At 41.6% G+C, this 26,193-nt stretch carries 19 protein-coding genes; 9 read left to right on the top strand and 10 right to left on the bottom strand.

Going from position 1 to position 26,193, the window contains the following annotated elements; all coding sequences use genetic code 11:
• Positions 1–6: 6 nt before the first annotated feature.
• The gene (locus LPA49_RS02755) at positions 7–1,107 is read right to left on the bottom strand and encodes a substrate-binding domain-containing protein (RefSeq protein WP_074989008.1); all 1,101 of its coding nucleotides are present in this window, start codon (positions 1,105–1,107) and stop codon (positions 7–9) included.
• A 269-nt stretch (positions 1,108–1,376) separates the two neighbouring features.
• Between LPA49_RS02755 and LPA49_RS02750 the strand changes: the two genes are divergently transcribed.
• Together LPA49_RS02750 and LPA49_RS02745 are read left to right on the top strand one after the other, a co-directional pair.
• Positions 1,377–2,567 (top strand): ROK family transcriptional regulator, encoded by a 1,191-nt coding sequence (locus LPA49_RS02750; protein ID WP_074989007.1) that lies wholly within the window; start codon positions 1,377–1,379, stop codon positions 2,565–2,567.
• A 33-nt stretch (positions 2,568–2,600) separates the two neighbouring features.
• On the top strand, positions 2,601–3,782 hold the full coding sequence (locus tag LPA49_RS02745; protein ID WP_230235392.1) for a hypothetical protein: 1,182 nt from the start codon (positions 2,601–2,603) through the stop codon (positions 3,780–3,782).
• A gap of 31 nt (positions 3,783–3,813) precedes the next feature.
• Here the strand turns inward: LPA49_RS02745 and LPA49_RS02740 are convergent, their stop codons facing one another.
• Positions 3,814–4,404: a LysE family translocator gene (locus LPA49_RS02740; RefSeq protein ID WP_074989061.1), complete on the bottom strand. Its 591-nt coding sequence runs from the start codon at positions 4,402–4,404 to the stop codon at positions 3,814–3,816.
• 99 nt (positions 4,405–4,503) lie between these two features.
• Here LPA49_RS02740 and LPA49_RS02735 point away from each other — a divergent pair, with 99 nt between their 5' ends.
• From LPA49_RS02735 to LPA49_RS02725, 3 genes are all read left to right on the top strand, one after another.
• A complete protein-coding gene (locus LPA49_RS02735; protein WP_036969104.1) occupies positions 4,504–4,953 on the top strand; it encodes an Lrp/AsnC family transcriptional regulator in 450 nt (149 codons plus the stop codon).
• A 456-nt stretch (positions 4,954–5,409) separates the two neighbouring features.
• Positions 5,410–6,576: a GGDEF domain-containing protein gene (locus tag LPA49_RS02730; protein ID WP_051501733.1), complete on the top strand. Its 1,167-nt coding sequence runs from the start codon at positions 5,410–5,412 to the stop codon at positions 6,574–6,576.
• Positions 6,577–6,901: 325 nt separating this feature from the next.
• On the top strand, positions 6,902–8,269 hold the full coding sequence (locus LPA49_RS02725; RefSeq protein ID WP_065978608.1) for an alkaline phosphatase PhoX: 1,368 nt from the start codon (positions 6,902–6,904) through the stop codon (positions 8,267–8,269).
• Between the two features lie 48 nt (positions 8,270–8,317).
• On the opposite strand, the gene LPA49_RS02720 is transcribed toward LPA49_RS02725, so the two are convergent.
• From LPA49_RS02720 to LPA49_RS02710, 3 genes are all read right to left on the bottom strand, one after another.
• Complete coding sequence (locus tag LPA49_RS02720) at positions 8,318–9,226, bottom strand: alpha/beta fold hydrolase (protein ID WP_075593774.1); 909 nt, start codon at positions 9,224–9,226, stop codon at positions 8,318–8,320.
• A gap of 131 nt (positions 9,227–9,357) precedes the next feature.
• On the bottom strand, positions 9,358–11,727 hold the full coding sequence (locus tag LPA49_RS02715) for a TonB-dependent receptor (RefSeq protein ID WP_075593773.1): 2,370 nt from the start codon (positions 11,725–11,727) through the stop codon (positions 9,358–9,360).
• A gap of 474 nt (positions 11,728–12,201) precedes the next feature.
• Complete coding sequence (locus LPA49_RS02710) at positions 12,202–13,026, bottom strand: alpha/beta hydrolase (protein ID WP_075593772.1); 825 nt, start codon at positions 13,024–13,026, stop codon at positions 12,202–12,204.
• A 223-nt stretch (positions 13,027–13,249) separates the two neighbouring features.
• Here LPA49_RS02710 and LPA49_RS02705 point away from each other — a divergent pair, with 223 nt between their 5' ends.
• Together LPA49_RS02705 and LPA49_RS02700 are read left to right on the top strand one after the other, a co-directional pair.
• A complete protein-coding gene (locus tag LPA49_RS02705; RefSeq protein ID WP_075593771.1) occupies positions 13,250–16,810 on the top strand; it encodes an ImpA family metalloprotease in 3,561 nt (1,186 codons plus the stop codon).
• A 124-nt stretch (positions 16,811–16,934) separates the two neighbouring features.
• The gene (locus LPA49_RS02700; protein ID WP_036966768.1) at positions 16,935–17,408 is read left to right on the top strand and encodes a VOC family protein; all 474 of its coding nucleotides are present in this window, start codon (positions 16,935–16,937) and stop codon (positions 17,406–17,408) included.
• Here LPA49_RS02700 and LPA49_RS02695 read toward each other — a convergent pair.
• A complete protein-coding gene (locus LPA49_RS02695; RefSeq protein WP_074988998.1) occupies positions 17,405–19,042 on the bottom strand; it encodes a hypothetical protein in 1,638 nt (545 codons plus the stop codon). The genes LPA49_RS02700 and LPA49_RS02695 overlap by 4 nt on opposite strands.
• A 244-nt stretch (positions 19,043–19,286) precedes the next feature.
• Between LPA49_RS02695 and LPA49_RS02690 the strand changes: the two genes are divergently transcribed.
• Both LPA49_RS02690 and LPA49_RS02685 read left to right on the top strand, forming a co-directional pair.
• Entirely contained in the window at positions 19,287–20,603 is a 1,317-nt protein-coding gene (locus LPA49_RS02690) for a DASH family cryptochrome (RefSeq protein WP_075593770.1), read from the top strand.
• A 112-nt stretch (positions 20,604–20,715) separates the two neighbouring features.
• Positions 20,716–22,398, top strand: coding sequence for a sensor domain-containing diguanylate cyclase (locus LPA49_RS02685; RefSeq protein ID WP_036966797.1), 1,683 nt, complete (start codon positions 20,716–20,718; stop codon positions 22,396–22,398).
• Here LPA49_RS02685 and LPA49_RS02680 read toward each other — a convergent pair.
• The 4 genes from LPA49_RS02680 to LPA49_RS02665 all read right to left on the bottom strand — a co-directional run bounded on the left by LPA49_RS02680 (position 22,384) and on the right by LPA49_RS02665 (position 25,980).
• On the bottom strand, positions 22,384–22,953 hold the full coding sequence (locus tag LPA49_RS02680) for a DUF2799 domain-containing protein (protein WP_083633647.1): 570 nt from the start codon (positions 22,951–22,953) through the stop codon (positions 22,384–22,386). The two genes, LPA49_RS02685 and LPA49_RS02680, sit on opposite strands and share 15 nt — an antisense overlap.
• Positions 22,954–23,135: 182 nt before the next feature.
• On the bottom strand, positions 23,136–25,040 hold the full coding sequence (locus LPA49_RS02675; protein WP_256719298.1) for a propionyl-CoA synthetase: 1,905 nt from the start codon (positions 25,038–25,040) through the stop codon (positions 23,136–23,138).
• 257 nt (positions 25,041–25,297) lie between these two features.
• Positions 25,298–25,678, bottom strand: a complete 381-nt coding sequence (locus tag LPA49_RS02670) for a hypothetical protein (protein WP_075593768.1) — start codon at positions 25,676–25,678, stop codon at positions 25,298–25,300.
• On the bottom strand, positions 25,675–25,980 hold the full coding sequence (locus LPA49_RS02665) for a hypothetical protein (RefSeq protein ID WP_075593808.1): 306 nt from the start codon (positions 25,978–25,980) through the stop codon (positions 25,675–25,677). Before LPA49_RS02665 ends, LPA49_RS02670 begins: the two co-directional genes overlap by 4 nt.
• Positions 25,981–26,193 lie beyond the last annotated feature (213 nt).

Raw genomic sequence — 26,193 nt, 5'->3', positions numbered from 1 at the left:
CGTTCCTTATTGTTTTAATGCTAAATCAAGTAATTTAGGCAGCGGTGCTTTAAATGCTTTTTGCCAAATAGGGGCAATATTTTCGTGGGTCACTGAGTCGAAAGGGACCAGTGTAAATTCAGGTGCTTGAATACCTATTTCAGCCCCAGCTGCAATGCGAGCCATGGTTTTACCAATGTCGTAGGGTCTGTCTGAAATGGTGCCGTATACATTGCCATTCATCGCCATATCAAGCAGGTTATTTACTCCTAAATCATGGGTAATAACTTTTATATCTTTACGGCCAATCGAGCGTAGCGTTTCAATAACGCCTTCTGCTGCGGCATCCCATGATACATAAAGAGTATCTATTTCAGGGTGTTGTAAGAGCATTGCTGCAGCGATATTGCTTGTTTCATGTTCTTTTACGAAGCCTTTTTCGCTGATCACTTTAATATTGCTGTAGCGCGCTAAGGCCTTTCGAAAAGCCTGATCGCGATTATTGGTAATAAAATAGTTAGCATCATGGAAAATAAGCCCTACTTTGCCCGCATTATTTGATGCTTGCGCGACTAATTCTGCGGCTGCTTCTCCCATACCAAACATGTCATCAGTCACAATACCGACATAGTCTTGGTTATGTTTAAATCCTGGAATCGGGTTACTTAATAAAACCAGTCTGGCGCCGACGGCAAGTATTTTTTGATAGCTTAATTTAGTGCTTATGCCATCAATGCTCAGAGATAAAACGAGGTCGGGTTCTAGAGTTGAAATATTCTCTAAATCAGCCACTTGTTTTGCAGGGTCGTATTGCGCATCGGTTTGTGCAATCACTTTGATACCAAGCTTTTTAAACTCATCTTCTGCTCCGCGGCTAACGGCATTGATCCACGGGCTTGCGCCATGCCAAGCGAGTGCTGCGGTAAGGTGTTTATTTTTTATAGTCTTTATTTGTTCTGAAGAGAGCGCTATGTCGCTGGCATTCGCTGCTTTTGACCAGTCTATTGTTTGGCTATCTTGTGCCGATAAAGCAAAGCTGTAAAAGCATAACGAGCATAATACGTGTAAAAAGTAGCGGTTTGCTGATTTGAGTATGCTTTGCTTGCTGTTTTTTTTAGTCGATGACATGTTAAACAATCCTGTTTAATGCACGTACTTTGACTTAATTATCATAGCCTACTGTAACTAATTGTAATTTATAGGTAAGCTTGTTTTGCAATGTGAAATTAAAGTAAAAGTAACGTTTCTAAGTTGTTTTATTTATAATCATATTTATGCATGAGTATAAATATGTCAAATGTTTTTACTAATTAATTTTTGTTCGGTTTCCTGTTACGATAGCTTAAACTGCGTAAGACGTTGTAAACGAAGAAAGATGTAAAAAAGGTGGGCTTACAGTGAAAGGATCTAACGCAAAGCAAAATAAAGCGATAAATTTGCGTCTTGTACTCTCGCAAATTGTTACTCAAGGCCCTGTTTCGCGTGTGGAAATTGCGCGAAATACTCAGCTTACAAAGCAAACAATCACCAATATGGTTGAAGAGCTGCTAGCGGCAAAACTAGTAGAAGAAGTCGGGATTAAAAAGGCAGAAGGTGCAGGAAAACCGTCTAAAATGCTCGTTTTAAATAAGAAAGCAGCCTATAGCATTGCGATAAGAGTGTTGAATAACGAACTAGAAGTGGGACTTTTCTACTTAAATGGTGAGCAAATAAACCGACTGCATACCTTGGTTGAACCTGATGCGCTGTTAGATAAAGCAGCGTATTTAGTCGACACGCTAGTGCAAATCGATAATATTGATAAGTCATTAATTTTAGGCGTTGGGTTATCACTCGAAGTCAGTGATGATACGGCGATTAATCGTTTTACATTTAACAAGCAATGGCAGCAACGTTTAGCCAATAAGTTGCAATTACCCGTGGCGCTTGAAACCTCAGCTTCGGCGTGTGCTGCTTTTCAAATGTTATTTGGAGAAGCACAGCAACTTCACAACTTTATTTTTGTACACTTAGGCTCAAGAGTTGAATCAGCGGTGGTGTATGATAGGCAAATTTTGCTTGGTCAAAATGGCCTAACAGGCGCGTTAGGTGATATTTTTGTAACACCAGAAACAGATGAAAGCACAGCCGAGTTAGGACGGTTAAACGACTTTGCATCGATAACATCCTTAAAAGCGATGCTTAATTTAAATGATTTAACGCAAGAAGAAGTTATTACCCAATCAGCTGTAAGTAAACATTTAGATAGGTGGGTAGACCAAGCCGCCGAGCCTCTGCGCATTGCTATTCATACGCTTGAGTCACTTTTGAATACGCAAACAATCATCATTGGTGGTGATGTCAGTGATATTTTATTAGAGAAACTAATTAAGCAATTACGGCCTTTTATACCTTCTATCTCTCAATATGGTGACAGAGAGGTTGTTAGGTTAATTAAAACCCCTGATGTTGCCAACATCACCATTAAGGGGCTTGCCACTTTACCACTTCATGCCGCATTGAGTCGTAAGAATATGCAAACGCTTTACATGCCACTTGAGCTTCAATGCTCCCAAATTCAACACTTAGTGTATGCTTCTGAAAGCTAAAATAATAATTAAAATAGTTAGTTAGGTTTAAAAATGAGAAAAATAGCAAGCTTTTTTGCCATCATTATGCTGGCTTCATCACTTGTTGGCTGTGTAGCAACATACAACCCGATCCCTAAAAACTACCAAGGCAACACGGCTAAACTTGATGATACTTACAAGGTGGGGAGCACGAGTTCTGGGCAGTTTTTTTATTTAAGCAAAGTTGATGGAAAACAGGTTAATAATTCTATTCGGGCTACGCATCAGGCATCATATGGGCAAGGAATGCTACTTACTCCGGTTGGATTTAGCCGTGAAGTACCGACAGAGCCAATGACATTAACTTTAGTTGCACAAGTACACCATGCCGCCCCCATCAATTATATGTTCAATGCGGGAAGCAATTTTATCGTGTCTGGTGATGTGTCTTTTACACCCGAAGCTAATCAACATTATGTTGTCAAAGGGTATTTAAGCCCCGATTTTTCATCTGTATGGATTGAAAATATGTCAGGAAAGCAAGTTTCAGATGCCATTGTACTTGAAGGTGACCCTGACGAAAGTAAAACAAAAATTGCGATGTTATCTGATGGGGAAGTCAAATTACCAGAGCCTGAAAAAAATCAAGCTACACCTAAAAAGTCAATCTTAATTACCAATCAACCATTTGATAACCCATTATTTTTTCTAGAGAGAGGGTTGAGTGTCGATGCTGTAGTTACAAAGTTAGGAAAGCCTGATCATATCCGTGTAATTGAAAAAGGCTTTTTTAATAATAGCCCCGAAATACAGTTATATCATTATAAAGATATTGGGGCTGTTGAAATGGTTAAGTCACAGACAGACCAGCAGTTTTACTCTAGACTTACTCATAACGTAAGTAGTCAAGAGCATTATCAGTTTATTGATGTGGTTAACCAAGCCGATGGAATAGATACGCAACGTATTGGTCGGAAATATGACAGGATAGGTGTCTATGATGAGCAATATTTAGATGCTTTAGCCAGTAAACTATGGCTCAATAAGCAAACTACAGATGGTAATATGCTCGATGGTATCGCTTACTATTGTAAAATTTTTGCCAATGCTCAAACTGCACGATATCAATCACTGCTTAAAAGCATTATTGACAATAAAGATGTGCCATCTAAGTTACGTCGCCATTGTAAAAACGCTAAAAAAGAAATTGAAAAGTTAAAACTTACACAAGTAGAACAGTTTCAATTTCTGTAATCTTGGTCTCATTTTTAAATAAGGCCCGTTACTAAAGCAAACTAAACAAGACCGACACGACTAAAAGTAGTGCCATTAAGTAGTTAAATAGTTTTAAACGAGTGGGGCTTGAAAGCCAGTGTTGTAGTTTTTCGCCTACTAAGGTCCACGAGCTCACGCAAGGTAAATTAATTAAACCAAATACGGCACTGACGATTAATACCGCTGATACGTTTTTGTTTGGAGCGTATAAGCTTATCGCACTAAGCGCCATTGCCCATGCTTTAGGGTTCACCCATTGGAAAAGGGCCGCTTGAATAAAAGTAAAAGGCTTACCTTTATTTTGTGTGTGTTGTTGTCCGTTGCTGGTGGCTATTTTATAAGCGAGATATAACAAATAAACAACACAAAACACTTTTAGAATGAGGTAGCTTAGCGGAAATAAGTCAAACAGCTGCATAATGCCGAGGCCAACTAAAAAGAGCATCAACATAAAGCCTAACGTTACCCCAAACATATGCGGTGTGGTCCTTTTAAAACCAAAATTGGCACCTGAGCTCATCAACATTAAGTTATTGGGCCCAGGGGTAATTGACGAAACGAGGGCGAATAACGCCAGTGCTGTCATCATCTCAAAACTCATCATAGTCTCTCCCTGTTTGTTAAGTTGCAATTATAGATTGAAATGCACGCAATTATCGCGCTTAATGTTGTTTTTGGTAGTTTGAAATCACAATTTAAAATGAAGAAAGATAGAATTAACGACAGAATATTGCATGAGTTAAGGCGTGATGGCCGTTTAGCAAATACTGAGCTAGCAGAGAAAGTGGGGTTGTCGCCATCGGCATGCCTAAGAAGGGTTCAAGAACTTGAGCGGCTCGGGGTGATTTCGGGGTACCGCGCAGTGATTAATCATCACGCTGTTGGTTTAGGTTTTATCGCTTATGTAGGCGTGGGTTTAAACGACCACTCAACAAGCTCGCAGCTCGCATTTGAGCAAGCACTCGCGTTTATTGATGAAGTTAAAGAGTGTCATAACGTGACCGGTGCGTTTGAATATTTACTGCGGGTAGAAACGGCAGATTTAAAATCATATAAAGCATTTCATGCTGATGTGCTCGGTTCAATTCCTCAGGTAAGAACCATTACGTCACATGTGGTGATGGGGTCTCCTAAAGATGAGCGAGCATAATAGGAGAGATTAAAAGAGTGATAAATGACTCTTAAGCATTTTAATAATCATGTTAATCACTCTATGAATACAGCAGACTGCTCATACGTTTAATCAATACGTTGAGAATGTACCTGTTAAATAAGGTTACTTATAAAGTCCAGAAATCCCCTGTTTTGTTAGGCATTGTTTAGCCGATACAGCATGGCGTTACTTTCTAAACTCATTTTTTTTCAATGTGTTAAATGTAAAGTTGCTGTTTTTATAGAGGCGGTTTTTATGAGAGGGCTTTTGTCTATAGGTAAAAATAACAAGTTATTTTTAAGTTATGGAAAAATATATTCAATTTTATATCTTTACGCTATAGAACAAATAATAGTCAATTCGAGGATTATATTCTAAGTTTGGCTATTGAACTTGCCTTAATTGTTGGTTTATTATCCACCCCCTAATTCTAATTAAGGGATAATAATAAGAATGGATCTCCACACATTGCTCGTTTGTACGGCACTGGTTAGCTTTATAATGATGTTAACAATGGCTGCTTTGTACATTGCGAGTCGTAACGAAAGTTATTTAATTGATTGGCTGGTGTGTGGTGCATTATTTTTCGCTTCCAATTTATCGGGTATTCTCGCGACTAATGTCGATTTTCCTTCGTTTTTCCATCCTGCTTTTGCGAATGCTTGCTATTTAGCTGGGCATGCAGCGCTTTTCAGTGGCGTATCTAAATGCTTATATAATCGTTCGATGTGGGGGGTTGTGCTGATCGTTTTTGTTGGCATTTTTGTTATGCATTTTGTGCCAGCAATGAATGAGTCAATTGAACTGCGTATTGTTGTTTTGTATCCGATGATTGCTGCACTTGATATTTCGGCGATGCTAGCACTTTGGAAGCACCGAAAAGAAGAGGCGGGCAAAGCGTATTACTTGCTCATTATTTTGTTGTTTATTTTCTCGGCGCAACAGTTATTTAGAGGCTATTTGTTACTGACAGGTATTGAAAATACGCCATGGATTGAAAAGCATCAACTTTTAAACATAGGTAGTTTAGCGGTTATCGCTTTTTACTTTTTACTGACGATAGCATTTTCTGTTGTGGTGACTTGGCGTAAAGAACTCGCGTTAAGAGAGTATTCTTTAACGGATCATTTAACAGGGTGGTATAACCGTAAAGCGCTTGAGATATTTGCTAATAAAGAGCTAAAGCGATGTATACGCAATGACGCCCAGTTAGCCTTTATAGTGTTTGATATTGACCACTTTAAATCAGTGAACGATCAGTTTGGACATATACTTGGCGATAAAGCTATCGCGCATGTAACCGCAATTGCTAAACAGCAACTCAGGGAATATGACCAATATTTTCGCTTAGGAGGCGAAGAGTTTGCTGTGTTAGTGAGCCACATAAGCGGCCAAGACGTTGAGTTATTGGCACAGCGTATTCGAAAATCAGTTGCAAAAACACCGCTTATTTTAGACGATGAAACTGTGTATCTGACAGTAAGTGTCGGAGTTGCAATGTTGAACCCACAAGAAACAAGTTGGCAAACAGTACTAAAACGTGCAGATGATGCGTTGTATCGTTCAAAGCATCAAGGTCGTAATCAAGTAACGAGTTGTGGCGACTTAGCAAAAATATAAGCATCTCGAAAATAATTGCTTATTCCGAGTTTGAAACACTCCACTAGAGAAAACATTAACTTTTCACAATACTGTGATGATGACTTTTAAGCGCATTCATAAAATGGCTAGTCTGGTTATGTGAATGGTTAGTTTTGCAGTTTGGAATATCACCGTTATTTAATTTTATTGTGCCTAATCAACAACTCGTAGTGATTAAAACGTCGTTATTAGGTGCTTTATGACATTTTCGTGAAGATTGTGATACTGTAACTTTTTATGATTTCTTTGCTTTATAATGCTCTTTTTATTTGTATGATAAAGCTGGTTTCAGCTTGGAGTTAGCATGGTTTCACGTCGAGAATTTTTGGTAGGGGCGGGTACGTTAGCCTTTTTAGGGTTATCAAAAAGTGCCATTGGCAAAGTGTCGCTTAATGATTTGCAAACAACGATCAAAGGGTTTGGTCCTTTATTGCCTGACCCTGATGCGCTATTAGATTTACCCGCAGGTTTTAGTTATCAGATTATTTCGAGCTTAGGTGAGAAAATGTCAGATGGCTTCACTGTTCCCGACAAAGCCGATGGTATGGGCTGTCTTGCCCTTGGCAATGACCGTGTTGCTTTGGTGCGTAACCACGAATTAAAACCAACAGATTTAACTAAAGCCGAAGCCAGTATCGCACAGCATAAAACACCATTCGCCTTCGATACTAACCGCGAAGGTGTCGCACTTCCTGGTGGTACTAGCCACATTATTTATAATTTAAAAACCCATCAAAAAGAGCAAGAGTATCTTTCGTTAGTGGGCACTATTCGTAACTGTTCTGGTGGTATTACGCCTTGGGGCTCGTGGCTGACTTGTGAAGAAACAACCGACACCAAAGCCGATGGATTCAATCAAGATCATGGTTATATTTTTGAGGTGCCTGCCAATAGTAAAGGCCTCATTAAACCTGAGCCATTGAAAGCCATGGGACGCTTTAATCATGAAGCGGCCGCTGTCGACCCTCGCACTGGTATTGTGTATTTAACCGAAGATAAGGGTGACAGCGTTTTTTACCGTTTCATTCCTAACGAATATGGCAAGCTGCACAAAGGCGGCCAATTACAAGCAATGGTCGTTAAAGGGAAACCACAGTTCGATAGCCGTAACTGGCATAGTAAGACCATGCCACTGCATCAAGAGTTGGATGTTGAGTGGATTGACTTAGATAACCCTGAAAGCCCGAAAGATGACTTACGCTTACGTGGCTTTAAGCAAGGCGCTGCTTTATTTGCGCGAGGTGAAGGCATTCACTGGGGTGATAAAGAGCTTTATTTTTGTTGTACTAATGGCGGTAAAAAGCAACTTGGTCAGGTAATGAAATACCAGCCATCAGAATTTGAAGGCACTAATAAAGAAGCTGAGCAACCTGGCAAGATATCGTTGTTTGTTGAGAGTACCAGCAAAACACTCTATAACTTTGGCGATAACTTAACAGTGTCACCAAATGGCCATTTAATTGTTTGTGAAGATCAATACACCGATGTGGTTGATAATCACTTACGTGGTGTGACTCCTGAAGGACAGGTTTATAATTTTGCGCGTTTGGTTGCGCAAACAGAACTTGCTGGAGCCTGTTTTTCGCCCGATGGCAGTACCTTGTTTGTGAATGTTTACTCACCAGCAAAAACACTCGCCATAACAGGTCCTTGGCATCAGTTTAGTGGTTGATTAAAGCGCTGCTCATAACGTTTTTCATTCGTAATGAGTATGCGTTATTTAACGGGGCTTTTTTGATGCTCTACGGGCATGCTTTGCTATCCATTTAGTCATCTTTTTCATTAAAGCGGGTGGAAAATCATGCCCCATGCCGGGCACCACTTTTAATTTACTGCGTTTGATTATAAGTGCGGTATTAATGCCAGCTTCAAGAGGGATGACAGGGTCGGCACTGCCGTGAATAACCAAGGTCGGGGCTTTAATTTTTTTCAATAGTTTTTCGCGATAAGGGGTTGCTGCAATGGCTGCTAGTTGGCGTTTGAAACCCTGTTGATTATGAGCGGCACGCTTACTATAACGGTTTGCGTTTTCATACAAAGCGCATTCATCTTGCGGGTAAGCAGGGCTGCCAATTAATTGATTAAGGCGTATGTTGTATTTTATTTCGGCTTCTTTAGTTCGGTTTCGTGGCTGTATTTTAGCTAGTTTTATGAGCAAATTAATGTTCGAGCCTGAAAACGACCAAGGTGAACTACTCGACATAATGGTGGTTAAACTGAGTACGCGCTTTTTGTACTTTGCAGCAGCTATTTGTGCAATCATGCCCCCCATTGATGCCCCCACTAAATGCGCTTGTTTGATAGAAAGTGCATTCATCAACTCTTTTACATCACGGGCCATGTCATCTAATGAGTAGGGGAGGTGGGTGCGTAGCGGTAAACGGCGGCTCAGCCAATGTTTAATAAGGCTTGGTTTGCCTAATTCATCGAGCGATGATGACAGCCCTGCATCGCGATTATCAAAGCGAATTACTCTAAACCCTTTTTCTACTAAACCACTATACAAGGCCTCTGGCCACACGGTAAATTGTGCGCCTAAGCCAATAATCAATATGATCACAGGTGCATCAAGGTCACCTTTATCTTGGTAACTAATAGATATACCGCTGGCTGTGAGAATATTTTCCATTATTTAACTAACAGGCTTACGCAGGTTAATGAAGTATAAATGGCATTGTTGGCAGTTTAGTGACAGTCGGACGACCTGCTCGAAGTAGGCAGCACAACAGTGAGTGCTGCCTATATTCAGGGAGAAAAATATTAGAAGTAAGCGGTAACGCCAATCCAGAAATTACGGCTTTTATCTTTTACGTTGTAGTCATCAGTGAAAGTGACTTCACTCACTACGCCACGACCTGTTAGGTACTCGTACTCTCCATCCCCATTTAAGTCGGTATAGCTCGTACTATAAGAGGTGAAATCTTCGTCGAGTAGGTTGTTTACGCGAGCGTTAATTTGCACGTACTCATTAACATAGAACTGTGCACCTAGATTAAGTAGGTTGTAGTTTTTGTAATACAGCGCTTTATCGTGCACGTTATCCCAGCCACGGTAACGATCTGAGCGATACACACCTTGTAAATAAAGGTTGATTGAGTCGGTGGCTTCCCAGTTTAGCGTTAAGTTGGCCATGTGCTCAGCACTGTTAGTTAATGGTTTGCCTTGTTCTGGTCCGCTCTTTTGTTCGCTGTCAGTCCATGTGTAGTTACCATTGATTGACACCGTGTTGGTTAGTGTATATTGGCCTGCAATTTCAACACCTTGTAGGTCTACTTCGTCGATATTGATTTTTTGGCTATAGCTGTCATAGCCCAGTTGATCGTATTGGCCTAAGTTAACACACGGGCGCACACCATTGGTTTGCTCACAGCTTAAAATGGTATCGCCGCGGGCTATTTTATCTTCGAACTTAGTGTTGTAATAAGTGACATTGATGTTGTGATCACCTTCAAGTGATGTCCAATAAAGCGCGATTTCTGAGTTAACACTGGTTTCTGGTTCTAAGTCTGGGTTACCAGCAAATGGGCTGGTGCCTTGACCACCAAAACCAGTAATACCGTCGTATAGGTCGGTTGTTTGTGGGGTTTTATAGCCAGTGCTAACACCGCCTTTTAAAGTCCAAGTGTCGGATAAGTTGTACACAGCGTACACACGGGGTGATACTTGGCTGCCAAATACATCATGGTCGTCGTAACGGGCACCCAAAGTGAAAGTAAAGTTATCGGTTGCCATCCAGTTATCTTCGGCAAATACCGAGTACATGTTTTGTTCTTGAACTTGACCGGCTTGGTCACTTTCAAGACCAAATACACCATCTTTTAACTCACCATCAATTAACTGACCACCAATCGCTAAATTGTGGCTGCCAAAACCGCCAGTGATTGGAATATCAAAGCGTAAATCATACGTGTACTGACTGCTTTCGAGTGGGCGAGCTGGGCGGGGTAAGAAGGTGTCTTCGGCTAAATCTTTACGTGCTTGCTCATCCATACCTTCATATTCGCCAGTGCCATCGTACATAGCTTGCAGCTCTATACGCTCACTAACGCTTAGAGGCAAAGTGCGGCCGTTATTTTGCGTATCAACATACGATACCGACGCTTTAATAGTGGCCCATTCAAGCTCACCATCATAACTAAATGACCACCACTCACGGTCAAACTCTTGATCGGCGGCATAACCTGCACGTGGATTAACCTGACCGCGGCTGTCTTGCCAAATAGATTCAATATTATCTTTAGTGCCTAAAGGGTAAGTAATAGTGCCTGATTCAATATCGTAGCTTGGCGTGTTGTCATACACTTGGCTTGAGTTGTCATAATCAAACCGTAAATGATGAGAATCAAAAGGTGTGTAAGTTAAAGTAAAGCCGTATTGTTCGTTGGTATTATCAACAGTACGACCACCACTACCAAAGCCAAGTGAGCGAGTATGCACTACACCATTAGGATCGACCGCAGGTTCAAATGTTGGCGAGGAGGCTTGTTGCTCATAAATACTGCCGCGCACACCTAAGCTTAAAACATCTTTGATAAGCGGACCCATCACGCTAAAGTCGGTGGTTATGTCATCACCAAAGTCGTCGTTTTGCTGTAATGAACGGCTAAATGACACTGCACCGCTCCAGTTATCAGTGTGCTTTTTAGTGATGATATTAATAACACCACCAAGTGCGTCTGCTCCATAAAGTGTCGATGCAGGGCCGCGAATAACCTCAACACGTTCAATAGCGTCAACCGGCGGCACGTGATTAAAGGCGTTACCACCAAAGTTATTAGGGTATATATCACCGTGGTTGTTTTGACGTTTACCATCGATCAATAGCAGGGTGTATTCACCTGTTAAACCACGCATACTCACACTGCCTTGGCCTGTTTTGTCGCGGGTTGTACCAATGTCGATGCCTTCTAAATACTGCACTGCATCGAGCACCGAAGTAAAGGCGTGAGATTTAATATCTTCATTTGTGATAATTGAAATACTTGCAGGTGCTTCAGTTACTTTTTGCTCAAAACCAGTGGCGGTAATAACTAAACGTTCCATGTCTTGCTTAGGCTTTGCATCATCTGCTATTGCTGAAAATTGTGCGGTAATTGCCAGAGTTAATAAGCTAAGTCTTATTGATTTCATTGTTGATCCCAATTTTTTTTGTTAGTCCATATAAGATGGCGGTTATAGTATACAAAACACAAATAAGATCAAGAATAATTCGCATTTGAACGTTTGTTTTAAAGCCAGCTTTCCACGGAGCTTATTTAAAAAGGGGCTGATAGCGGGTAATTAACTATCATTACTTTTATTGCAGAAAAGTAATGGCAGCAAAGTAATTGAAAAAGTGAAGTGGGGGAATAAGCTTACGAAACGCTGTTTAAACGTTTAAATTTTAATGAGTTATAAATTCCTTTATAAATTCCTTTATAAATTGTTTTATAAAAACATGAGATGCCAAAGCCTGCCAAAAACATACTGAACTCGGCACGTGCTTGCGCTTACACGAACAACCGAGAGCCATATTTGCACGGTAACGCTTTTAGCCGCTTTGTTTTAAGTGGCTAAAATTATAAGTTCAAATGGTTAGGCATTATTGCTGGTTATAGCGATGACTCAACGCGTGTAGTCGATGTCTTTGAAGGCATCATAAACCGCTAAATGCAATGTGTCGCCGTGCTCATGTTCGGAGAAAAACTGGAATTTCACTTGGCTTTTGTCTTTAAGTGAATGAGCAAGTTGTTTGTATAATTCTTTCGCAACTCGCTCCATTACATGGCCTTCTTTGCCAACTGCAATGTACACCGATTTAGGAGGATGATTTGGTTTAAATTGGCTTTTTAATAACGCCTCATCGTCCCACCACAAGCTTGGGCTTATGATTAGGTAATGATCGAATAACGCACTGTGATTATACAATATTTCAGTTGCAAGCAAGCCCCCTAAAGATTGACCTATGAGGGTCTCTGTGCCGTTAGTACGGTACTCTTTGGCGATTAATGGTTTTAATTCATGTTGTAAAAAATGGATAAATTGTTCAGCCCCCCCATGGCTTGGAAGTTCTTGCTGGTCAAAGTGGTTGTTACTTTTTGTGGTGAAGTCGTGCTTTCTATCAATATTACTTATCCCGACAACAATGGTGTCGGGGATCATGTTGATCCATGAAAAATTCGCAAATTGCACCAGGCCCGCTATATGAATAAAGTCTTCATTTTTAGAACCATCTAATAAGTAAATGACCGGATAATGTTTGCCTGTATTTTTTTCATAGCTTTGCGGCAAATACACATTTATAGAGCGAACTTGATGCAACACTTCAGAGTTAAAGCTTAGGGTTGTGGCAAAGTCAAAAGGGGTGGCGTTTATAGCAATGTCAGCTTTTGTGGGATAGCTGGTTATTAAAAAGAATAAAGTGATACATATCACGCTAATAGATTTCATGGTTTTCCAAATTCAAATTGCTCGTTTATTCCTTCATTAATACTAGCCCTAGTAAGGTTATTTTAATACATGACGCACACTCAGAAAATTCAGAACTTATTTGAGCCGGCTATTTTTTGAAAATGTTTTGATAGCGTTGTCAATTTACGTCTTTCGTGCGAGTTAATAGTGTGGCTCATCCGCTTATAATGTTAAAAAAATGTATACATCGAATATAAGATTAATGAGCAAACCTTTTTCTTCATACCAGCATGCGCTTTTAAGCACAGCAATACTCGCTTTAGTAACGGCGTGTGGCGGTGGTTCAGAGCCACAAGAAACGCCCGTTACACCTCCGGTCACTGAAACACCGCAAAATCAAGCACCTCAAATCAGTGGGCAGTCACAAACGTTAAAGGTCGGCGATACGCTAAACTTTAACCCACAAGTGTCTGATCCAGATAATGATCCACTCACAGTTTCGGTGAGCAACTTACCTAATTGGGTCAATTTTGATAAAGCAACGGGGGCGATAAGCGGTATACCTGAGCAGGCAGGCGTGTTTTCAAACATAGAGTTTAGTGTATCGGATGGGCAGTTATCAGCACAGCTGTTGATTGATATTAAGGTGGAGAAAGCGCGGGAAGAAAACACATCGCCAACGCTTACTTCAACGCCAGCTAATGCGAATGAAGGCCAAGCCTACGCTTATCAGCTCACATTTAGCGACGCACAAAACGATACGATTATAGTGAGTGACGTTGCACAGCCTGATTGGTTAATTTTTGATAATAACACTCAGCGCTTTTCGGGAACGCCTGCATTTACTGACCGTGGCGAGCAGCTCATTCGTTTTCGTTATTCAGATGGCGAAGTATCGCAGCTTGCTGAGCAAATATTTACTGTGACTCCTCGCGCTAATTCATTGCCTAGCATCAGCCCACTCGCTGCAGAGGCGCGTGCAGAAAACGCATTTAGTTTAACGCTTACCCTTAATGACACTGACAATGATGAGGTAAGCCTAACGGTGGCAGGTTTACCGGCATGGCTTAGCTTTAATGCGCAAACAAATACCTTATCGGGCACGCCTAGCGATGAGGATGTAGGTGAACTTCGGTTCACTATCACAGCCAGTGACTCACGTGAACACGCGAACTATGAATTTGTGTTAAACATAGTGCAAAGTTATGTGGCACAAGCTCTTGCATCGGGAAACGCCCTTGATGTGCCAAACAGTGATTTATTACTTGATGCGGCACTGAATGAAATTGACACTCACAAAGCGCGCTTTCAAACGATTAAAAATCGTTTATTTGGTTTAGACACACAGTCACCCTTGGATGCACTAAGCTGGTATCCAACATGGGATGCAACGCTGTTAAGGGCCACTTATCCATTTAATGAGCCCGTACTGTTAACCAATAATAGTTGGCAAGAAGGTTATGAAGCAAAAGTAAGAAACCTCGCCGTGGTGGGTAGCAGTGATGCACAGCGCGGCCGCTACCTCGTATTCGGCAGTAACCCGTATCGCAATACGATTAATGAGCAAATGCTCAGCTTTTTGAAAAACAGCCATAGCTGGCTTGCAGGCAGAGAAGCAACTGAAGAGCAGCCTCTTAACCTTGTAATGGCACAGCTTGATCAGAGCTATTATTTTCAAGACCGCATTCTCACTAGAGAATGGTTCGATACGCATTACAAGGACCGAGTTCGTTATAACGAGAAAGCCAGCTGTGATAACGATGCCTTGGCGGGATGTTTAACTGATGACACCGATATATTAATTATCTCTCAGCATGAACGCGAAGGATTAAATATTGATAATGTGGTTGCAGCAGTAAAGCAGGCGCTAGCGAATGATATTGCCGTGATTTATGTTCAGCGCGATGGTAGTCAAACAGCGTTGGGTAACGCCTTGTTTGAGTTATTCCATGTCAGTGTTGCTGGTGATAACTATTGGCACCGATTAGAACTCGCAGAATGGAACCCAAGTGTAATCAGCAACAGCCTACCGAGTGATGTGCTTACTATTAAAGCCCTATTGAACCGTTTTAAAACAGGTGAATTCACTGTAGATTTAAGCACCTGTGATAACCGTAGTTGTCCGAGTGATAGTCAATACCAGCAACAATTCAGCGATGCAGCCACTAAAGTGAACTCATTATTTAGAGGCTTTGACCAAGCAAAAACCGATATTTTTGCAGAGCAAGGCTATCGCTTTTATCAATTATTAGCGCTGCTTGGCGATCATTATCGCCAAGATGTGCGTTTTCCGATGGATAAGCTTAGTACTGATAATAATGCTTTTTTCCGTTCGTTATTTGCTGATCATGCGGTATTAAATGTGCGTAAAGTGAACCCAACCCAAAGTGATATGGGAAATTTTAGCCGCAGTGACTTTAGCCATGTAACGCCAAAAAGCGTGACAGTAAACATGCAAAGTAAAGCGCATTTTCGCTCAACAGGTGTGTATGCGCTGCCCGGGCAAACATTCTCGATAAAGCGCACCGACAACCAAGCCGTTAACACCAAGGTGTTTGTAAATACCTTACGTGATGGCGCAACGCACTATATGAGCAGTAATGGGTATAATCGTCCTGCTAAATTGCAGTCGGTGCATGTGCCAGTGACAAGCAATGAAACCGTGTACTTTACCTCACCCTATGGTGGGCCAATTCAAATTGCGTTCGATCAAAATGATTTAGACGTCAGCTTTGAATTTAACAATGTTGGTGAGCATCCGTATTGGCGAAGCAGCAGCGATGATACACGTTTTGCTGAGCTACTTGAAAAAGGCGACTACGATTGGGCCGAAGTAGCAACAGGCGGTTTTGAAGTACACTCAAAGCTTGAGAAAATGCGTATTTCGATCAACGAAGGTTACTGGCCAATTGCCTCTGACTTTGCCCATGCCGTGGAGCGTTATACTCATAACTACCCGCATGTATTAGCGGGTTTTAAAGGCCCAGGTATTGATGTAGTTATCGAAATTCATGACTTTGCTAGTGCACGCAATCTTGAAATACAGACCATTGATATTGTTAAGCACATGAATGCCGACCAACCCACATGCGGCTGGGGCTGCTCGGGTAACCCGTATGACGCGGGGTGGAATTTTAATCCGACTGGGCATGGCGATATTCATGAGTTAGGCCATGGTCTTGAAAAAGACCGATTCCGTATCGAAGGCTTTGGTGGTCACTCCAATACCAATTTTTACTCCTACTACAGTAAGTCTAAATTTGAAGATGAAACGGGATTCTCGGCGTCGTGTCAAAACTTGCCATTTGAAGGTTTATTTAATCACTTACAGGCCAGTCAGCAAACGGCTAATCCCTATGCTTATATGCAAGAGTTAGCGATGTCAGAGTGGTCACAAAGCCATGCAATTTACTTACAAATTATGATGGCGGCACAGGCATACAATACGCTTGAAAACGGCTGGCATCTGTATCCGCGTTTACACATTATTGAACGGGCTTTTAATCTAGCTGATAACAGCGAGGCTAATTGGCTGGCGCAAAAAGATGCACTTGGTTTTTCGAACTACAGTCTGTCGGAGGCACAGAGCATAGGTAACAATGATTGGCTATTAATAGCGTTGTCAGAAGTAACAGAGCTCGATTTGAGCGACTACTTCAGTATGTGGGGCATGACAACCTCAGATAAAGCACGGCAGCAAGTGAAATCCAAAGGCTACACGGTGTTGGGTGATGTTTATTTTGCTTCCTCTGCGACAGGCTATTGCACAACGCTTAGCCATCCTATGCTTACCGTTGACGGGGAGCAAAGCTGGCCTGAATAACCAATAAACCTTGCTAAAAAACGCCTGCGGTCATGAATGTTCGTGGGCGTTTTTGTACATAAGCTAGTGATTTTGTGAACAACTGCTACCTTTAGAGAAGACACGTTCCAACACGAGGTTCAATATGGCTATATCTGCAATACCTAAAGGTTACCATGCGGTAACGCCTTATTTGATTATTGAAGGTGCCACGAAGGCAATAGAGTTCTATAAGCAAGCGTTTGCTGCTGAACTGGTGATGCAAATGCCTTTACCAGACGGTGGCGTGGCACATGCCGAAATTAAAATTGCTGATTCCCACATCATGCTTTCAGATATGTGCCCCGATGTGCAGTTTAAGTCTCCACATCAGCTTGGTGGTACACCTGTGAGTATTATGCTGTATGTTGAAGACGTTGATGCTGTATTTGCCAACGCGTTGTCGCTGGGTGCAAAAGAGCTGCGCCCAGTTCACGATCAGTTTTATGGCGACAGAGCTGGGACCTTAGAAGACCCTTTTGGTCATATTTGGACTATAGGCACACACAAAGAAGACCTCAGTGAGCAAGAACTTATGCAGCGAATGAGCGAGTTGATGAGTAAAGAGCAGGATGCTTAAAAAGTTGTTTCAACCGACATTCCTATTTGCCATGAATCAACGTCTTGGTAACTGCCAAGAGGCGTACTAAAGTCAATATGTATAACGTTGTCGTTACTTGAGCGCGATGAATATAGGCGAATACCAAGACCTGCACTGGTTAGCATTGAATCTGATATATTCGCAGTTTCAGTGCTGCCAAATGCTTGGCCTACATCAACAAAGCCAACAAAGCCTACATCTACAAACTGATACAGATTGATATTTGGGTACATTCTTAGCTCAGCGGTTGCTTGTACGCTTGAAGTACCATGTTGGTAACTTTCAGGGAAGCCACGCATGCCTTCTTCACCGCCTACAGCCAGCGGTTTATCTGCAAACTCATGGTTTTGCCAATGACCATTTAAATGCGCATAAAAGGCAAATGAATCTGACCAGCGATAGTTCATTTGCGCTTTTGAGTAAATAGCTAAGCGGTCATCAAGCTCTGTACCAATATTGCCTTTGACCCCTGTGGCAAACCGATACAAGGCATTATTGTTAAACCACGCTTTGGTGAGGTTAGTATCAAATAAAAAGCCTTGCCCCAAATTAACCGTATCGATGGCAAACTTTGAGTTTAACTCCCAGCCTAGGTTAACGTCTTCATTGTGGTTTATTAGGTCAATATCGTGCAACACAGCGTAATTGTCTTCTAACCAATGCAATCCTAGCCAAGGTGCAGCAATGCTGTAATCGTTGAGACCTGCAAGTAAAGGTTCTGTTTGAAAAGGGCGGTAGCTGACATCTTGGTAGTCAATCCCTGCAAGCCAGTGGAAGGTTTGCTGACTGTCTTGCGATAAAATACCACCATAGGCAAACTGGGCGATTAATTCATCAGTAAAAAACTCTGAACGAGTTATACCATTTTGATAGATATAACTTTTTTGCTTTTGAGATTGTGCAAAGTAGCGCATTAGTGCGTCACTGCTGCGTTGATAAAAAGGCTGATGATAATCCACTAAAAAGACTTGCCCGTCATCGTAATCATCAGCTTGTAAAGTGAGGGTCGCATGAGGCTGCCAAGGTACTGGCATTTGCAGTACTGAATGGAAGCCCGAGCGTTCGTGATCAGATTTATACTTTAATGATGCGCGAATACCGTACCCTAAAAAGTTTTCTTCTTTAAAGCCCAAGCTGTATTTATTGTTGCCACTACTTCGCCCAAAATTAACGGTTGGTAATAAACTCCAGGTATCCCAGGTATCTATTTGTACAACTTTAGGCTCATCCACAAGGCAATCTTTTGTATAGCTAACTTTGGCATCTCTTAAGTATTTTTTATTGCGCAGAATACGCTCTGCTTCTTGTAACTGACGCTCACTTACTTGCTCACCTTCTTTAAAGGTAATTTGCTCACTGATAACTTTGTTTTTGGTATCTATGTGTAACCAGTTAATAAAGCGGTGTAGGGCGGTCGTTTCAGGATCGTTTGGATCAAAAATAGTATGTGTATCAATGTTGAGTTTATCAACAGTGATGTCTTTGTCTTCGCTTAACTCAGCAGTGGGTTTGCTTTTTACCTCACAGACGACATCTAAGCTTAAAGGCTCGTTTGCATAAGCTGTCCCTGTAGCAGTGCATGTGAATAATAAAACAGGTGTTATTTTATACATTTGGAACTATGCCTACTTAATACTTAGCGATGAGGTTGTCATGCTACATCAACCTAAGTCGTTAAAAACGCTTCATTTTGAAAGCATAAAAGAACTAACTTAAGAAAAACTTAACTAAAACTGAAACTTAGTTGAAGATTGTAAGAGCTTGATAACTTTTGATTTAGATAATGCGTTAGCGTGAAATTAATCGGTAAAAGGCTGGCTTGCGTATGATTTATTAAGATTTCTAAAAGAGTAAACAATGAAAAAGCGTGTTTTATATTGGCTGCAAAATGACTTAAGAATGAGTGATAACGTCATACTATCTGAACTTGAACACTTTAATGGTGAACTTGACCTTGTTTATGTGATTGAGCCTAGGTGGTTTAAACAAAGCAATTATCAACAACGGCCTGTTGGTAAGCATCGATATCGTTTTTTAATACAGAGCCTACAGGCTTTTTCTAACGCTGTGGAGGCGCTTGGGCAAACCTTACATGTGGTCACAGGTGAGCCCGAAGTGGTTATTCACGAGCGTATAAAAAAACACGGTATTTCAACGCTTGTCTGTACAGAGCAAGTGGGCTATTACGAGCAAAAACAGCTTAATAAAATAACTGAGTTATGCCCAGAACTTGACATTAAAACCTACCAGCAAGACACTTTATTTACAGCACCTGATTTACCGTTCTCAGTTGCCGATTTACCAAAAAATTTCACGGCTTTTCGTAAAAAAGTTGAAGCAGAACCTGCGGCTATTGCTGCACCGCGTGATGCGGTTTCGCGTTTGCCACACCCAGTGCAGCTTTGCCCAGCTCAACCAATCCCAGATGCAGTGACAGAGCCTGAAAGTGTGTCTGGTGGCTTGTTTGCTGCTCAACAACATTGCCAGCACTATTTTTCATCGCCCGCACCGGCCTGCTACAAAGAAACACGTAATGAATTAGACGGCTTCAGTAACACGACTAAGTTTAGTTTGTGGCTTGCGGGTGGGTCTATTAGTGCAAAACAAGTGTATGCTGAGGTTGAACATTATGAGCATATAAATGGTGCGAATGAGTCAACGTATTGGATTAAATTTGAATTACTCTGGCGTGAGTATTTTAAGTGGCATGCTAAGCATGTTGGCAGACAGCTATATCGCTTTAAAGGCCAGAAAAAAACAGCGCCGCTAACAACATTTAATAGTCAACGTTTTGCATCTTGGTGCCAAGGAACCACACCTTTTCCACTGGTAAATGCAATAATGCATGAGCTCAATGAAACGGGCTATATTTCGAATCGTTCGCGGCAAATTGCAGCCAGTTGTTTGGTCAATGAGTTAGCGGTTGACTGGCGTTTTGGAGCGGCTTACTTTGAGCAACAGCTCATTGACTATGATGTCGCTGCGAACTGGGGTAACTGGCAATATATTGCAGGAGTTGGCGTGGATCCGCGAGGTGGGCGTCATTTCCATATTAATAAGCAAACGGCATTATATGACCCAACAGGGTGTTATATTCGCAAATGGCAAGGTGATAAAACAGTGAGTCGTGTTGTTGATATATACGATGCTGCAGATTGGCCCTTAAATGAGTAATTTTAATTTAAATCAAAAATCTAAATGTCATTTTTAGTCTTTTTTTATTTTGTTATCTAAAATAGAAATAAAGGCTTACTTTTTCACCGTGATCCAACTCAAAAGGTTAACTATGGCATTTAGTAAAGGATACGAGGGGATCCAGTCGAAGCTCGGAATAGACATCGCCCAGCTTATACTTGATAGTAGCGATGCGGGGATATGGCTATGGAATATAAAAACAGGTGAAACCATTTTTAATGAAAAATGGGCGGCAATTATTGGTTATAGTTTAGCTGACTTGCATCCGGTTTCTATTGATACGTGGCTTGTGCATGCACACCCTGATGATCTCGAAAAATCGCATCGACACCTTCAAGCCCATTTTAGTGGCGAAACTGAGCGCTATATATGCGAAGTCAGAATGAAGCACAAAAAAGGGCACTGGATTAAAGTACTCGACAAAGGCCAAGTGCAAACATGGGATGAAGAGGGGGAGCCTGAATGGATGTTTGGCGTTCACATAGATATAACCAATCAGTGGCGAAAAGAGTGCGAAATAGAGTCTTTACATAACAAACTGCAAAAATTTACTGATAACTTACCGGGCCTTGTTTTTCAGTACGTAATAGATAAAAAAGGTCACGGTTCATTTCCTTTCACAACGTCAAAAGTAATAGAAATTTATGGCTGTACGTCAGACCAATTGAAAGAGTCTGATGCTTTTGCCATGCAGGTAATACACCCCGATGATCTGCCTCGTGTGTTGACAAGTATTGAGCGTTCGCGAGTTGAATTATGTGACTGGCATCAAATCTATCGGGTAAATCACCCAAAAAAAGGGCTCATATGGGTTGAAGGTAAATCGTCGCCTATTGCGCGCCATGATGGTTGTTTTGAGTGGAATGGTTACTTAGAAGATGTCAGTGAAGAAGTGACGAGTAATGAAAAAATAAAATTGTTAACCGCCGTCTTTTCAACCACCAGTCGAGGAATTTTAATTACAACCCCAGAGCCACGCATTGTCGATGTTAACCCCGCATTTGAACAAATAACCGGATACAGTAAATCTGAAGTGGTAGGCCAAAGTCCAGCAATACTTTCAGCTAAAAAGCAAGGAAAAGAAGTGTACCAACAAATGTGGGCAACACTACTGAGTAAAGGTCGCTGGCAGGGGGAGGTGTGGAACAAGCGTAAATCGGGCGAAATTTTCCCAGAGCTGCTTTCTATCGATGCTTTATATGATGAAAAAGGATGTGTAAGTCATTACATAGGTGCTTTTGATGATATTTCGCTGGCAGTAGAAAAACGTCAATTATTAACTGAGCTGGTAAATCAAGACCCGCTTACTAAGTTACTTAATCGACGAGGGTTAGATATTCAGTTACGTGCAATCACGCAAAGTACAACGGCAAATAACCCTAAGTTTGCGTTAATTTACCTTGATCTTGATAACTTTAAATTGGTTAACGACACCTTTGGGCATGAACAAGGCGATAGTTTATTGCTTACGATTAGCCAGCAGATAGCGTTACAGCTACGTGAGCAAGATATTCTTGCACGCATAGGGGGTGATGAATTTGTGATTGTACTACCTAGTTTAGTAAAGCCTGAAGTATGCGAAGAAATTGCATTGCGTTGTCAAAAAGCGGTGGAAGTAATTGCAAAAAACTATGCCACTGCCCAGCCTGTCAGTGCAAGTTTTGGTATTGCGCTGTATCCGCATCATGGCAAAAATGTGAAAGAGTTGCTTACCATGGCTGATAAGCAAATGTATAAGATGAAATCGATACCAAAATCGTTACCATTCGGTTGATATTTCAACACTGGGCAGTTTATTGAGTAGCGGCAATAGCGCCCGTTCTTTGCGCAAGTCATTACGTTCATCTTCTAAACTTTTACGCTCATGGTAGAGGTTTTTACGCTGTTGATTATCGAGCTGATTATTGTTTAGTTCAGCACGAATAGTATGTAGCCGACGATCAATTTCTTCTATACGATCATCGATATCAATAAGCCGTTGCTGTACTTGGTAGCGGTCGTTACCTTCTTGCCATGCTTTACGAAACGCAGTGCTGTTACACACGCCGTTATAAGGCATGCCTTGCATGGCCAATGTAAAGCCGTTTTCGGGTTCACAATACACATTGAGACCTTGATCATAACCCGATTTATATTCGTTTATGTCTGCACGCACGCCAAACTCACTGCATTGTGCTAACGCATTTACGCCATCTTGGTATTGGGTGCCATTAACACCATGTTGATAGCCAATGCCATACCAATTTGCTTGCAAACATTCATCTTTACTCAGTGATGTACAACCCGTTAAAACAACCAAAGGCAAAAGAGGGTAAAGCCATTTTTTCATGTGTTTAAGGCTCATAAAAATACGAAATAAGTTCAATAAGTTTAGCGTGTTATTCGTTTTTTGGGTACGTTTAGTTTTATTTTAAAGCAGCTTATTGTCGGTAGGGTAAATAATACATAGCGTGGCTTTCAATAGAGTATAAAGGCCTTATTAAAAGGCCTTTGGTAACATTACAAAAGCATTTAGCGATTGTTTAGTTGTTGGTTGATTTCGTCAAAAATAGAGGCGTCATCAATCGTTGATGGAATGTTTAATTCTTCCCCATCGACTAATTGACGAAGGTTTTTTCTAAGAATTTTCCCTGAACGTGTTTTAGGTAATCGTTCAACATGCAGAATATTTTTCAAACAGGCGATTGCGCCAATTTGATGCCTAACAGCGTGGATTAACTCTTTTTCAACCTCTTTGCTATCACCGAGGTAATCATCTTTTAGAACGATCATCGCCATTGGCAATTGCCCTTTTAGTGAATCACTTACACCAAAAACGGCACATTCAGCAACGGCAGGGTGAGCCGCGACAATTTCTTCCATTTCCCCCGTGGATAGGCGATGACCCGCAACATTAATCACATCATCGGTTCGGCCCATAATGAATAAATAGCCATCGTCATCAATATAACCCCCATCACCAGAGAGGTAATAACCAGGGTACTCACTCAAGTAACCCGCGTTAAAACGCGCGTCATTTTGCCAGATAGTGGGTAAACAACCCGGAGGTAAAGGCAGTTTTATTACAACCGCGCCGTTTTCATTTGGTGCGCAACGCTCACCATTCATATCTAAAATTTGCACATCGAAGCCCGGTGTGGGCACCGTTGAACTGCCAGGTTTTGTGCCTAGCTGCTCAATGCCAATTGGATTACAAGCAATGGCCCAGCCTGTTTCTGTTTGCCACCAATGATCTAGCACCGGTAATCCTGTGTGCTCTTTAAGCCACTCATACGTCGGAGGGTCAAGGCGTTCACCGGCTAAAAATAAGCGTTCTAACGAGGAGGTATCGTATTTTTTAAAGCCTTCGGCTGTCGGATCTTCTTTTTTGATAGCCCTAAATGCGGTAGGTGCACTGAATAACGCGGTTACCTTGTGCTCTTCTACCACACGCCAAAATGCGCTGGCATCGGGCGTTCTAATGGGTTTGCCTTCATATAAAACGGTGGTACAGCGATAAATAAGAGGTGCATAGACGATGTATGAATGACCGACTACCCACCCGATATCGGAAGCCGCCCAAAAGACCTCGCCCGGCTTCATGCCATAAACCGTCTCCATGCTGTAATGCATTGCAACTGCATGCCCCCCGTTTTCTCTCACCACGCCTTTTGGCGTGCCTGTGGTACCTGAGGTATAAAGGATATAAAGCGGGTCATCCCCATTTACTGCGACAGGCTCTATAGGAGCGGCTGCATCGCTGGCCGATTGCCAGTCAATATCGCGACCTGCTTGCATATCGGCTTTTGCTTGTTCACGCTGGTAAATAATGCAGTGTTCAACGTGATGCTTTGCGGTTTCAAGGGCTTCATCAAGCAGTGGCTTATATTCAATGACATGATTGATTTCGACCCCACATGATGCGCTAAGCACAAGTTTAGGCTTTGCATCATCGATACGCACGGCAAGTTCGTGGGGTGCAAAACCACCAAAAACCACCGAGTGAATAGCCCCTAGTCGTGCACACGCTAACATGCCAATAACCGCTTCGGGGATCATCGGCATATAAATAACCACGCGATCGCCCTTACTAACGCCCAATGAATGCATTAGGCCTGCAAATGTTGCAACGCGACTTTGCAATTCTGAGTAGCTGATTTTTTGTTTTGTGTTTGTAACGGGTGAGTCGTAAATTAATGCTGTTTGTTCGCCGAAACCGGCATCTACATGCTGGTCAAGTGCTAAATAACAGGTATTAAGCGTGCCATCGGCAAACCAATGATAAAAATTGTTTTCATCGTTTTGATACGGTGCGCTGGGGGCTTTAAACCACGCAATACGTTTACTTTGCTCAAGCCAAAACTGACCGGGATCGCGCTGAAACTGTTGATATTGTTGTTGATATTCGCCCGACATAAAGAGGCTCCTATACTTTATTTGTGAGAGATTTATATCCGCTCCCCTTGAAGATGCAATGTTAAGTGCTATCACGTGGGAGCGTGGATATTTAAAATGTAGGCGCTTTTTTGGTTAAATAATATGCGACCTTGGTCTGCACTTAATCAAGGCCTGAGAGGCGATAACAGGGTTGTTAGCAGTGTTTTAATCTTAATAATTTTTTAATTAATAAGGTTAAAGTGTTGGTGTTAATGCGTGTAAGAATAAGCGTGCTTGTTGCAGCATAAAGTGAAAAACTAATGTGGTTTTTTACTGCGTGGAGCACCTAGCAATATACCAATATGGCATAGACACACGGCGAGAAATGCACTGATCCCCAAAGCCCCACCATAGCCATTTAAAAGAGGCACAAGATACTCAAAAAGAAGAGAAAAAAGTAAGGCTGCAATGGTAATGGTAAAAATACCAAAGCGTTTAGGGGCACTCATGCCAATAAAAGTGCCGCCAAAAAACGCCACACTGTATAAATCAGCGTGAGGGGTGATATAAACCATCACACAGTAAGCAATAATTGTTAACGAGGCTGATGCACGAATGCCGTCAAAGCGATTTTGTTGTGCAAGAAGATAGGTGCCAAATGCGGCAAATATTGACAATAAAGTAATCGCGAGGTTCATAAAAACGCACTTTTCGTAAACATGTAAAGGGCCACACTGGCAAATGCGACACTGCCTAAGCGACCACCAAAACCAGCAAAAAGATTCATTGTCATGACATATAAGCTCGCACCAAAAAATGAAATTAAACCCAGTTCCCAGTAATTATTAATTAAACTTGATGAGCACATACCCGCAAAGCTGCCCGCATAAATAGCTGCATAGGGGTGAGACTTATACACGCGTGAAAAAGGAATAAAAGTGCCAATTAACCCAGTGCCAGCTGCGGCCACTACAATGGGAACATTGAATTTATCGTGCAAAATAAAGCTTAAAAAGCAGCCACAAAAGAAACAAATATACTTAACTAAAAAAAAGCTGAAATGATATGAAATGCGCTGAGTGCACAGTTTAGACATGTGGGGTTGTAAAGCGGACTTAAGCGATTTCATACTTACTTTTAGGTAGTGATAAAGGCGCTAATTTTCACATTTTATACTCATAAAGTACAATACGATAAGGCACTGATTTACGCT

It is taken from the genome of Pseudoalteromonas sp. MB41 (genome assembly GCF_020966275.1).
Classification (GTDB): Bacteria; Pseudomonadota; Gammaproteobacteria; order Enterobacterales; family Alteromonadaceae; genus Pseudoalteromonas; species Pseudoalteromonas lipolytica.
This window is presented reverse-complemented; position numbering and strand designations above follow the sequence as displayed.